Origin of the sequence: Tepidimonas sp., from assembly GCF_036825565.1 — a bacterium.
Taxonomy (GTDB): Bacteria; Pseudomonadota; Gammaproteobacteria; order Burkholderiales; family Burkholderiaceae_C; genus Tepidimonas.
On record NZ_DAISXZ010000001.1, the window covers coordinates 95,826 to 107,204 of the forward strand.

Here is an 11,379-nt window from a genome sequence, read left to right on the forward strand (position 1 = left end):
GAGTCACTGCTGGGCCTTCTTGGCGGCTTCCTCGAGCGCCTTGACGGGATCGATCTCCTCGCCCTCCTTGCCAGGGGCGGATTCGTCCTGCTCGTCGCCGGGGTTGGCCTCTTCGTCATCGCCCCAGGGCGAGGAGCCATCACCCCCCAACTGATCGAGCTTTTCCATCAAGACAGCATCGTCCACCTTCGTCTTGGGGCCCAGGTGGTCGACGACCAGCCCGGGGAAGGCCATGATGGTCGCCACCATGAGGATCTGCAGCACGATGAAGGCGATTGAGCCCTTGTAGATCTGCGTGGTGGTCACGGCCGGGATTCGGCGGCCCGTCACCTTGTCGGTGTAGTCCTCGCGCGCCGCGACGCTGCGCAGATAGAACAGCGCAAAGCCAAACGGCGGCGTCAGGAACGACGTCTGCAGATTCATCGCGATGATGACGCCGAACCAGATCAGGTCGATCCCCATCTTGTCGGCCACCGGCGCCAGCAACGGGATCACGATGAACGCGATCTCGAAGAAGTCGATGAAGAAACCGAGCACGAACACCAGCAGGTTGACGAAGATCAGGAAGCCGATCGCCCCACCCGGCAGCTTGTCGAACAGGTGTTCGACCCAGACATGGCCGTCGGCGGCGTTGAAGGTGAAGCTGAACACCGTCGAGCCGATCAGGATGAACATCACGAAGATGGACAGCTTGGTGGCGTTCTCCATCGCCTGCTTGAGCAGCGACAGCGACAAGCGTCTGCGCGAGGCGGCCATGATCAGCGCCCCCACCGCCCCCATCGCACCGCCTTCCGTCGGCGTGGCGATGCCCAGGAAGATGGTCCCCAGCACCAGGAAAATCAGGATCAGCGGCGGGATCAGGACGAAGGTCACGCGCTCGGCCAGTCGCGACAACAGGCCCAGTCGCGCGACATGGTTGACCACGGCCAACAGCAGCGCCGTGAAGGAAGCGATGGCAACCGAAAAGATCACCAGCTCGTCCCCCGGTGCAGGACCATCGCGTCCGGTGAGGGGATTGATCAGCGCCTCGTGGTTCTGCCACCACAGATAGCCAGCCGCGGCTGCCACCAGCAACAGCGCGAACAGCGAACGGTGCCCGCTGGCGCCGTTGGCCTCGGAGTAGATACGCGCCTCGGGCGGCAGCGGGGGCACCCACGACGGCCGTACGACCGCCACAGCGGCGATGAACACCAGATACAACCCCACCAGCAGCAAGCCCGGAATCAGCGCACCGGCGTACATGTCGCCCACCGAGCGGCCGAGCTGGTCGGCCAACACGATCAGCACCAGCGACGGCGGCAATGCCTGCGCCAGCGTGCCCGATGCGGTGATGGTGCCGGTGGCGATGGTGCGGTTATAGCCGTAGCGCAGCATGATGGGCAGAGAGATCAAGCCCATCGAGATGACGGCCGCAGCCACGACGCCGGTGGTCGCCGCCAGCAGAGCACCGACCAGCACCACGGCCACCGCCAGCCCGCCGCGCACCGGGCCGAACACCTGGCCGACGGTCTCCAGCAGGTCCTCGGCCATGCCGCTGCGCTCCAGGATAATGCCCATGAGCGTGAAGAACGGGATGGCCAGCAGCGTGTCGTTTTGCATGATGCCGAACACGCGCAGCGGCAGCGCCTGGAACAGCGTGTCCGCAAACAGGCCGATCTCCATGCCGATGAAGCCGAAAAACAGCCCAGTGGCCGCCAAGCCAAAGGCCACGGGAAAGCCGCTCAGCAAAAAGACCAGCAGCCCGGCGAACATCACCGGAACGAAGTTGTTGGTGAGGAATTCGACCATGGTCGTCTCGTCGCTCAGTGTTGGCGGGCCGCCGCGGCGACCTCTTCTTCATGGCGCTTTTCGGCCTCGGCGATGTCCTTGGCGAGCTGCTGCGCCTCACTCGGGCCCGTATGCGCCAGCACGTCCGGACCGTGCCCGGTGAGGAAGGCGATGCGCTTGATCAACTCGCTCACACTCTGCAAAAACAGGATGACGAAGCCCACCGGGATGAGCAGATAGACCGGCCAGCGAATCAGCCCCCCGGCGTTGGATGACATCTCACCCGACTGCCAGGCACGCTCGAACAGCGGCCAGCCCAGCACCACCATCATGTAGCACAGCGGCAGAATGAAGACGAGGATGCCGACGATATCGACCCAGTTGCGAGCCCGGTCGGAGAAGCGGCTGGACACGAAGTCGATGCGCACATGGGCGTTGCGCAAAAACGCGTAACCGCCACCAAGAAGAAAGACCGCCGCGAACAGATACCACTGGATCTCGAGGAAAGCGTTGGAGCTGAGGTCGAACACCTTGCGCGAGACGGCATTGGCGGCACTGATCAACGTGGTCAAGAGAATCAGCCACATGCCGAGCTTGCCGATGCGGTCGCTGATGGCATCGATCAGCCGAGAGAAGGTGAGCAGCGCTTGCATTCCTATCCCCTGGTTCAGGGTCCCGAACGAGAAAGCCGGGCAGTATACCGACCAACCGGCACGGCCCGCAGGGCGTGCCGGTGCCGCCCGGCACCACACCCAACGGTCACCCACAAAAAACCCCGCTTGCGCGGGGCTGGGGATGACCGCCCTCGTCGATTACAGCTTGGTGCCCTGCATGTAGCGGTCGAACGCCGCTTCCGGCAGGCGGAACCACAGGTTCTGGTCGCGACGGAAAGCCGCGTAGTCGCTGTAGATCTTCTTCCAGTTGGGGTTGGAGTTGCTCAGCTCGTCGTACAGCGCCATGGCCTGCTTGAAGGCCTCGTCCATCACCGTCTTCGGGAACGGCGCCACTTTGGTGCCAGCCGCGACCAGACGCTTGAGCGCTGCCGGGTTGCGGGCGTCGTAGCGGGCCTGCATTACGGCGTGGGCATAGGCCGCCGCCGACTCGACCATGGCCTTGTATTCGGCCGACAGGTCGTTGTAGGCCTTCTTGTTGATGTAGAAGTCGAGCTGGGCGCCACCTTCCCAGAAGCCCGGGTAGTAATAGTTCTTGGCGACCTTGTTGAAGCCGAGCTTCTCGTCGTCGTACGGTCCGATCCATTCGCAGGCGTCGATCGTGCCCTTCTCCAGCGCCTGGTAGATTTCACCACCCGGGATGTTCTGCGGCACCGCGCCCAGACGGCTGAGCACCTTGCCGGCGAAGCCGCCCATGCGGAACTTCAGGCCCTTGAAGTCCTGCGGGCCCTTGATCTCCTTGCGGAACCAGCCGCCCATCTGGGCGCCGGTGTTGCCGCCAGGGAAGTTGACGATGTTGTACTGGTCGTAGAACTCGCGGAACAGCTTGAGGCCGTTGCCTTCGTAGTACCACGCCGTGAGCTGGCGGCTGTTCAAGCCGAACGGAATGGCCGTACCCAGGGCGAAGGTGTCGTCCTTGCCGAAGTAGTAGTACGGTGCGGTGTGACCGGCTTCCACCGTGCCCTGCTGCAGGGCGTCGACGATGCCGAATGCCGGCACCAGTTCACCCGGGGCATGCACCGTCACCTGGAACTTGCCACCGGACATCTCGCCGATCTTCTTGGCGAACACGTCGGCCGCGCCGTGGATGGTGTCCAGCGACTTGGGGAAGCTGGAGGCCAGGCGCCAGCGGATCGTGGCCTGGGCGTGCACCGCGGGTGCGGCCGCAGCGGCCAGGATGCCGGCCATGCCAGCGTGCTTGATGACGGAACGACGATCCATGTCGGAAAACTCCTTGGGGTTGATTGCCTGACGCCGCCAGCTCTCGGCGAACCGGACGGCGTAGCGGAGGCGACTATAGTGGACGCCCGCCGGCCGCAGCGGGAGTGTTTACCCTGAGAGCGGGCTTTCGCTGGGAATTTTGAATTTATTTCAAACGTCAAACAAATCGTTTCCATGCCCCCCATGCCTGTGCACACGGGCCGCACATTGGCCGTTCAGGCGGCGGGATGCACCACTTCGAGCACCGGCCGGGCCACCAGATGCGCACCGAAACGGTCGCGCACGCTGCGCTCGATCCCGGCCGCATCCAGCCCCAGCCGCGCCAGCAACAGCGCCGGGTCACCGTGCTCGATGAAGCGATCGGGCAGGCCGAGCGGCAACACCGGGCGCACCACGCCTTCGGCGGCGAGCAGCTCCATCACCGCGGCCCCGGCACCGCCGGCGATGGCGCCCTCCTCCACCGTGACCAGCGCCTCGTGGTCGCGCGCCAACGCCAACACCAGGTCGCGGTCCAGGGGTTTGGCCCAGCGCATGTTGGCCACCGTCGCGCCCAGCGCCTCGGCTGCCTGCAGCGCCGGGTGCAGCAGGGTCCCGAAGGCCAGGATCGCCACCCCCCGGCCCCGTCGGCGCACCTCGCCCCGGCCGTAGGGCAGTGCCTGCGGCTCGCGCGGCAGGGCCGCGCCCACGCCCGCGCCGCGCGGGTAGCGCACCGCCACCGGATGCGACTGTTCGTAGGCGGTGGTCAGCAGCTGGTAACACTCCGCCTCGTCCGACGGACACGCGATGGCGACGTTGGGAATGCAGCGCAGGAACGGGATGTCGTACGCGCCGCAGTGGGTCGGACCGTCGGCACCGACGATGCCGGCACGGTCCAGCGCAAACACGACGGGCAAATTTTGCAGCGCCACGTCGTGGATGGCCTGGTCGTAGGCGCGCTGCAAAAAGGTGGAATAGATCGCCACCACGGGCTTGAGGCCCTCGCAGGCCAGCCCTGCGGCAAAGGTCACCGCATGCTGCTCGGCAATGCCGACGTCGTAATAACGGTCCGGAAAACGCCGGTGGAACTCCACCATGCCCGAGCCCTCGCGCATCGCGGGCGTGATGCCGATGAGCCGCTTGTCGCGCTCGGCCATGTCGCACAGCCACTGGCCGAACACGGCGCTGAAGGTGGGCTTGGGCGGCTGCGCCGGGGGGACGACGCCGACCTGCGGGTCGAACTTGCCCGGGCCGTGGTAGGTGATCGGGTCCGCCTCGGCCAGTTTGTAGCCCTGCCCCTTCTTGGTGACCACGTGCAAAAACTGCGGACCCGCGCCGTCGTCGAGCAGGCGGCGGATGTTCTCCAGCGTGGGCACGAGCGATTCGAGGTCGTGCCCGTCGATCGGGCCGATGTAGTTGAAGCCGAACTTCTCGAACAGCGTCGCGGGCACGACCATGCCCTTGGCGTGCTCCTCGAAACGGCGGGCAAACTCCAGCAGTGGCGGGGCCACGCTGAGCACCTGCCGACCGACGCTGCGCGCCGCCGCGTAAAACCGCCCGCTCATGAGCTGCGCCAGATACCGGTTGAGCGCACCGACCGGCGGGCTGATCGACATGTCGTTGTCGTTGAGCACGACCAGCAGCGGGGCCTTGGTGACGCCCGCGTTGTTGAGCGCCTCGAACGCCATGCCGGCGGTCATGGCCCCGTCGCCGATCACCGCCACCGCGCGCCGGCGCTCGCCCTTGGCCTGGGCAGCCAGCGCCATACCCAGCGCGGCGGAGATGCTGGTGGACGAGTGCGCGGTGCCGAAGGCGTCGTACTCGCTTTCGCTGCGCACCGGAAAACCGCTGATACCGCCGAGCTGCCGCAGGGTGTGCATGCGCTCGCGCCGGCCGGTCAAAATCTTGTGCGGATAGGTCTGGTGGCCGACGTCCCACACCAGCCGGTCGTGCGGCGTGTCGAACACATAGTGCAGCGCGACCGTCAGCTCCACCGTCCCCAGGTTGGAGCTGAAGTGCCCGCCGGTGCGCGCCACGCTTTGCACCAGAAACTCGCGCAGCTCATCGGCCAGCGGTCGCAACTGGGGACGCGCCAGCCGGCGCAGATCGGCCGGTGAGTCGATGGACAAGAGCAATCCGTTCATGGCTATCCCCCTGTCGATACCGTCAATACCGGCGCTGCACCACCCACCGCGCCAGCGCCGCCAGGCGTTGCGTCGGTTGCCCCGGCATGTCGTGCAAGGCCTGCAGGGCCTGCGCCAGCAGCGCCTGCGCATAGGCCCGCGCCGGCTCGACGCCCAGCAGCGAAACGAACGTGGGTTTGTCGGCGGCGGCGTCCTTGCCCGCCGTCTTGCCCAGCGTGGCAGAGTCGGCCGTGGCATCGAGCACATCGTCGATCACCTGGAAGGCCAAGCCGAGCGCGCGGCCATAGCGGTCCAGTGCCGCCAGCGCGGCGCCTTCCCCCCCGGCCGCCAACGCCCCCATGCGCACGCTGGCCAGCAACAGCGCGCCCGTCTTGCGGCGGTGCATGTCCTCCAGCGCCGGCTGGTCCAGGCGCTGCCCGACCCCGGCCAGATCGATGGCCTGCCCGCCCGCCATGCCCGCCGCGCCGGACGCCACGGCCAGCTCCCGCGTCAGCGCCACGGCCAGCGCGGGCCGTGCCTGCGCCCAGGGCGACGCGACCAGCCACTCGAAGGCCAGCGCCTGCAGCGCATCACCGGCCAGCAAAGCCTGCGCCTCGCCGTAGCGCACATGGACGGTCGGCTTGCCCCGCCGCAGGACATCGTCGTCCATGCAGGGCAGGTCGTCGTGCACCAGCGAATAGGCGTGGATGAGCTCGACCGCCCCCGCGACCGACCACACGGGGGCGTCCGCCGCCGGATCAACATCGCCGGACACCGCCTCCCAGGCCGCCAGGGCCAGCAGGGGGCGCAACCGCTTGCCCCCGTCCAGCACGGCATACCGCATGGCATCGCCGAGCCCGGCCGGCGCATCGGCGGGCAGGTGCGCGTCCAAAAACGCCTCCATCTGCTCGAGGCGCCGGGCCATCCACTCCCCCAGTCCGGCCGCGGGCGCGGCCGGCAGCGCCACGTCCGTCATGCCCCAGGCTCCCACGGCCGGGTCTGCTGGCCATCCACCACGCGAATCTGCTGCTCGACCGCCTCCAGCCGCGAGCGGCAATACGCCAACAGGGCCGAGGCGCGCTGGTACGCCCCGAGCAAATCGTCCAGCGGCATTTGCCCGGACTCCAGCCGCGCCAGCAGGGCTTCGAGCTCCTGCACCGCCGCCTCGTAGGTGCTGGGCAGCGGCTCGGAGGCCGCGTCGCTGTCGGCAACGGCGGGGGAGGACTGGGCGCGTGGCATATCGGGATCCGTTGCGTCGGGGCGCGTCATGGCGGATGGACGCCGTTTTTTGATCCGGCTCAAAAAGTCTTTCATTGTAGTGGGTTGCCCCGCCGACGGGGGTGGGGGTAGAATGCGCCGTCCCCCGCGGCCTGGATTCGTCCAGACTGGCGGGGGACAGTGCTTTCACCCCACAAGGAGGTGTGTTTCCCCAACCCCGCGCCGAACCGTCCCCACGTTTCTGTAGCGCTTGTATGCCCCGTCATCGGGGGAGTCTGAGGTCAGGATCATCATGTCCGATTTGAGTCTTCCATTGCAGCAGGCGAAAAGCCAACTGCCGGTGTCCGTGTATTTCGACGAGGCGCTGTTCCGGCGCGAGCTGGAGACGATCTTTCAGTCCGGGCCCCGCTACGTGGGGCACGCCAACGCGGTTCCGAACGTCGGGGATTATTTTGCGCTGCCGCAGGAGGGTGAGGGCCGCGCGCTGGTGCGCACCGAGCGCGGCGTGGAGCTGGTCAGCAACGTCTGCCGCCACCGGCAGGCCGTGATGCTCAAAGGCCGCGGCAACCTCAACCACGAGGGACAGGCGCACGCCGGCGGGCACATCGTCTGCCCGCTGCACCGCTGGACCTACAGCGGCGGCCTGGGCCAGAACCTGCCCACGGGCACGCTGATCGGGGCGCCCCACTTCGCGCAGGACCCGTGCCTGAACCTGCAGCGCTGGAAGCTGCGCGAATGGAACGGCCTGCTGTTCGAGGACAACGGCCGCGACATCGCCGCCGACCTGCGCGCGATGCAGGTGGCCGATGTGTTCAACTTCGACGGCATGGTGCTCGGCCACGTCGAGCTGCACGAGTGCAACTACAACTGGAAGACCTTCATCGAGGTCTATCTGGAGGACTACCACGTCGTGCCTTTCCACCCGGGGCTGGGCAATTTCGTCACCTGCGACGATCTGCGCTGGCAGTTTGCACCCGAGTTTTCGGTGCAGACCGTGGGCGTGCAAAACCTGGGCGCGAAGGCCGGCAGCCCGGTGTACGAACGCTGGCACGAGGTGCTGATGCGCCACCGCGAGGGCCGCCTGCCCGAACACGGCGCGGTGTGGCTGACCTACTACCCGCACATCATGGTCGAGTGGTATCCGCATGTGCTGACGGTCTCCACCCTGCACCCGATCGCGGTGGACAAGACGCTCAACCTGGTGGAGTTCTACTATCCGGAAGAGATCGCCGCCTTCGAGCCCGAGTTCATGGAAGCGCAGCGCGCCGCCTACATGGAGACGGCCATCGAAGACGACGAAATCGCCGAGCGCATGGACGCCGGCCGCAAGGCGCTGCTGCAGCGCGGCACCAGCGAGGTCGGCCCCTACCAGAGCCCGATGGAAGACGGCATGCAGCACTTCCACGAGTGGTACCGCGCCCGCATGGGGATGCCGGTCGGCGGCGTCGGAGGCTGACCCCCTGCGCCACGATCCCGCCAGCGCCGCCGGGGCCGCCAGGACCACGACGGTCGGCTCCCCCCCGGCCGCGTCCCCGCGCCGCGAGCGCCCCGCCCAGGCCCTGTGGATGGTCGTGGGCGCGTTCCTGTTCGCCTCCATGGGGGTGTGCATCAAGTTCGCGTCCAGCCACTTCCACAGCTTCGAGGTGGTGGGCTACCGCGGCCTGATCGGCATGCTCTTTTTGCTGGTGCTGACGCGTTCGCGCGGGGTGTCGCTCGCGACGCGCGTGCCGATGATGCACCTGTGGCGCACCATCGTCGGCACCGCCTCGCTGCTGGCGTGGTTCTACGCCATCGCGCAATTGCCGCTGGCCACCGCGATGACGCTCAACTATGTGAGCAGCGTATGGGTGGCGGCCTTCCTGCTCGGCGGCGCATTGCTGCTGCAGCGCGGCAGCCAGCCGCTGCGGGACCAGACGCCGCTGTTCCTGACGGTGCTGGTGGGTTTTGGCGGGGTGGCGCTGGTGCTGCGCCCCACCTTCGACGGGACGGCGGCACTGGGGGGCCTGTCCGGCTTGCTGTCCGGGCTGACGTCGGCGCTGGCCTATCTGCAGGTCGCCGCGCTGTCCCGCGCGGGCGAGCCGGAGAGCCGGACGGTGTTCTACTTCTCGGTGGGGGCGACGCTGGTCGGCTTTGCGGGCACGGCCGTCATCGGGCCCAGCCCGCTCACGACACCCCAGGCCCTGTGGCTGATTCCCATCGGGCTGCTGGCGGTGCTGGGGCAGTTGTGCATGACGCGCGCCTACGCCAGCGGGGCGACGCTGGTCGTGGCCAACCTGCAATACTTTGGCATTGCCTTTGCCGCGCTGTACGGCTTGGCGGTGTTTGGCGACCGCCTGCCGCCGACCGGCTGGCTGGGCATGGCGCTGATCGTCGCCAGCGGCATCGCGGCCACCTTTTTGCGCGAACGCGCCATCCCCAAGCTGCCGGTCGAGGAACACGCATGACCACCGATCTGCCCTTCCCCCTCATCGATGCCGCCACCCTGCGCGAGCGGCTGGCGCACGGCCCCACGACGCGGGTGTTCGATTGCAGCTTCGACCTGGCCAACCCGACGGCGGGGCGCGCCCAGTACCGCGCCGGGCACATCCCCGGGGCGCGGTATGTGCACCTGGACGACAACCTGAGCGCCAGCGCCGACGACGAGGCGCCTGCCGCCAGCGGCGGGCGCCACCCCCTGCCCGCGCGCGAAGTGTTCGCCCAGCGACTGCGCGCCTGGGGCCTGAACCGGGACGAGGCCGTGGTGGTCTACGACCGCCAGGGCGGCATGGTCTGCGGGCGCTTGTGGTGGATGTTGCGCTGGTGCGGGCATGCACCGGTCGCCGTGCTAGACGGGGGCTGGGCCGCTTGGGTGGCGGCGGGCGGGGCCGTCGAAACCGGCGACGCGGCCCCCGCGACGGCCGGGGACTTTGCCCTCGGCCCGGAGCGGGTGGCCCTGCGCCGCGCCGACGAGGTGGCGGCCGCTCTCGGCACGCCCAGACAAACGCTGATCGATGCCCGCGCCACGCCGCGCTATCGCGGGGAGGTAGAGCCGCTGGACCCCGTGGCGGGCCACATCCCGGGGGCGCTGAACCGGCCGTTTACCGAAAACTTCGACGCCGACGGCCGCTACAAATCCCCCGACCGTCTGCGGGCGGAATTCGACGCTTTGCTGGCTGGGCGCGATCCGGCCACGGTGGTGCATCACTGCGGCAGCGGGGTCAGCGCCATCCCGAATGTGCTGGCCATGACGATCGCGGGACTGGGAACGCCACCCCTGTTTGCCGGCAGCTGGAGCGAGTGGTGTAACACGCCGGGGCTGCCTTGCGCCCGGTCGTGCTGAAGGACGCGGCCCCAGGCGTGGGGACGCTCGGCCATCAGTCCAGCGCGGCCCAATCGGGCTCGGGCAGTGCTTCGACCTCGGGCCGCGCGATCAGAAAGCCCTGGAACAGCGCCACGCCCATGGCGCGCAGCTGGTCGTACTCGGCGCGCGTTTCCACCCCCTCGGCAATCACGCGCACCCCCAGCGCCGCACAGGTGCCCAGCACGCCGCCGACGATGGCCTGGCGTGCGCGGTGGCGGTCGATGTCGCGCACCAACGCCATGTCGAGCTTGACCAGTTGCGGCTGGAACTCCGCCAGCAGATTCAGCCCCGAGTAGCCGGCGCCAAAGTCATCGATCGCCGTCAGAAAACCGCGGTGCTGGTAGTCGCGCACGATCCCCAAGGCATGCTGCGGATCGCGGATCTTTTCCGCCTCGGTCATCTCGAAGATGAGGCGCCGGGGGTCGAAGCCGACCTTGTGCGCCGCCGCCAGCGTCAGGCGGATGCAAGTGGCCGGCTCGTACACGGCATTGGGCAAAAAATTGATCGACAGCCGCACGCGGATACCGAGCCGCTGCGCCGTGTCGATGGCCAGGACGCGACACGTTTGATCGAAGCTGTAGAGCTGCTCTGGCCGCACCTCGGCCAGCACCGCACCGGCCGGCTCACCAGCCGGGCCCCGCACCAGCGCCTCGTAGGCGAACACCTCGCGCCGCGCCACGTCGGCGATCGGCTGAAACGCCATGCGCAGCGCACCCGGGTAAGCTTGCGCGCCGCGACAGCGCAGGCAACCCACGATGGCCTCGGACTCCCCGTCGAAAAAGCGTTCCAGAAACGTCGACGTCTGCATCCCCCGCATCATAACGACCGCACCCCGTACCACCAAGCGTTGCTCGTTTGCGCTGCCGATCGGCCGCGCGGCGCACGCTTTGGTATGCTTTTCATGGGCGGCAGACCCAGCGCTCGAAACGCGGCCAGTTGCGATTCGTGCCGATATTCCTATTCCTATCGCCCCTCTTGCGTGACGGTCATGCGCAGGTCGTGGATTTCCATGCTTGCCTTAGGGAAGCGCTGATTTATTCCTAGATCGCATCCTCTGCTCCAT

The 11,379-nt window shown here is 67.7% G+C and carries 10 protein-coding genes; 3 read left to right on the top strand and 7 right to left on the bottom strand.

Features of this window, described 5'->3' with window-relative positions; translation table 11 throughout:
- Positions 1–3: 3 nt before the first annotated feature.
- From V7026_RS00485 to xseB, 6 genes are all read right to left on the bottom strand, one after another.
- Positions 4–1,788, bottom strand: a complete 1,785-nt coding sequence (locus V7026_RS00485) for a TRAP transporter large permease (RefSeq protein ID WP_334153281.1) — start codon at positions 1,786–1,788, stop codon at positions 4–6.
- 14 nt (positions 1,789–1,802) lie between these two features.
- The gene (locus tag V7026_RS00490; protein ID WP_334153282.1) at positions 1,803–2,420 is read right to left on the bottom strand and encodes a TRAP transporter small permease subunit; all 618 of its coding nucleotides are present in this window, start codon (positions 2,418–2,420) and stop codon (positions 1,803–1,805) included.
- Positions 2,421–2,579: 159 nt separating this feature from the next.
- Positions 2,580–3,659 carry a TRAP transporter substrate-binding protein gene (locus V7026_RS00495; protein WP_334153283.1) on the bottom strand — a complete coding sequence of 360 codons (1,080 nt, stop codon included), beginning with the start codon at positions 3,657–3,659 and terminating at the stop codon, positions 2,580–2,582.
- 215 nt (positions 3,660–3,874) lie between these two features.
- A complete protein-coding gene (dxs, locus tag V7026_RS00500; protein ID WP_334153284.1) occupies positions 3,875–5,779 on the bottom strand; it encodes a 1-deoxy-D-xylulose-5-phosphate synthase in 1,905 nt (634 codons plus the stop codon).
- A gap of 22 nt (positions 5,780–5,801) precedes the next feature.
- Positions 5,802–6,734: a polyprenyl synthetase family protein gene (locus V7026_RS00505; protein ID WP_334153285.1), complete on the bottom strand. Its 933-nt coding sequence runs from the start codon at positions 6,732–6,734 to the stop codon at positions 5,802–5,804.
- Positions 6,731–6,997: an exodeoxyribonuclease VII small subunit gene (gene xseB / locus V7026_RS00510; protein ID WP_334153286.1), complete on the bottom strand. Its 267-nt coding sequence runs from the start codon at positions 6,995–6,997 to the stop codon at positions 6,731–6,733. The genes V7026_RS00505 and xseB overlap by 4 nt, the downstream gene beginning before the upstream one ends.
- A gap of 271 nt (positions 6,998–7,268) precedes the next feature.
- Here xseB and V7026_RS00515 point away from each other — a divergent pair, with 271 nt between their 5' ends.
- From V7026_RS00515 to V7026_RS00525, 3 genes are all read left to right on the top strand, one after another.
- Positions 7,269–8,432 carry an aromatic ring-hydroxylating oxygenase subunit alpha gene (locus V7026_RS00515; protein ID WP_334153287.1) on the top strand — a complete coding sequence of 388 codons (1,164 nt, stop codon included), beginning with the start codon at positions 7,269–7,271 and terminating at the stop codon, positions 8,430–8,432.
- A gap of 109 nt (positions 8,433–8,541) precedes the next feature.
- A complete protein-coding gene (locus tag V7026_RS00520; RefSeq protein WP_334153288.1) occupies positions 8,542–9,420 on the top strand; it encodes a DMT family transporter in 879 nt (292 codons plus the stop codon).
- Positions 9,417–10,295 (top strand): sulfurtransferase, encoded by an 879-nt coding sequence (locus tag V7026_RS00525; RefSeq protein WP_334153289.1) that lies wholly within the window; start codon positions 9,417–9,419, stop codon positions 10,293–10,295. The genes V7026_RS00520 and V7026_RS00525 overlap by 4 nt, the downstream gene beginning before the upstream one ends.
- A gap of 34 nt (positions 10,296–10,329) precedes the next feature.
- Here V7026_RS00525 and V7026_RS00530 read toward each other — a convergent pair whose 3' ends face one another.
- Positions 10,330–11,124 (bottom strand): EAL domain-containing protein, encoded by a 795-nt coding sequence (locus V7026_RS00530; RefSeq protein WP_334153290.1) that lies wholly within the window; start codon positions 11,122–11,124, stop codon positions 10,330–10,332.
- Positions 11,125–11,379: the final 255 nt, after the last annotated feature.

Bases quoted from the DNA above. Each gene is read 5' to 3' on its own strand.
- V7026_RS00485 (WP_334153281.1), bottom strand. From the start codon at position 1,788: ATGGTCGAATTCCTCACCAACAACTTCGTTCCGGTGATGTTCGCCGGG.
- V7026_RS00490 (WP_334153282.1), bottom strand. From the start codon at position 2,420: ATGCAAGCGCTGCTCACCTTCTCTCGGCTGATCGATGCCATCAGCGAC.
- V7026_RS00495 (WP_334153283.1), bottom strand. From the start codon at position 3,659: ATGGATCGTCGTTCCGTCATCAAGCACGCTGGCATGGCCGGCATCCTG.
- dxs (WP_334153284.1), bottom strand. From the start codon at position 5,779: ATGAACGGATTGCTCTTGTCCATCGACTCACCGGCCGATCTGCGCCGG.
- V7026_RS00505 (WP_334153285.1), bottom strand. From the start codon at position 6,734: ATGACGGACGTGGCGCTGCCGGCCGCGCCCGCGGCCGGACTGGGGGAG.
- xseB (WP_334153286.1), bottom strand. From the start codon at position 6,997: ATGCCACGCGCCCAGTCCTCCCCCGCCGTTGCCGACAGCGACGCGGCC.
- V7026_RS00515 (WP_334153287.1), top strand. From the start codon at position 7,269: ATGTCCGATTTGAGTCTTCCATTGCAGCAGGCGAAAAGCCAACTGCCG.
- V7026_RS00520 (WP_334153288.1), top strand. From the start codon at position 8,542: ATGGTCGTGGGCGCGTTCCTGTTCGCCTCCATGGGGGTGTGCATCAAG.
- V7026_RS00525 (WP_334153289.1), top strand. From the start codon at position 9,417: ATGACCACCGATCTGCCCTTCCCCCTCATCGATGCCGCCACCCTGCGC.
- V7026_RS00530 (WP_334153290.1), bottom strand. From the start codon at position 11,124: ATGCAGACGTCGACGTTTCTGGAACGCTTTTTCGACGGGGAGTCCGAG.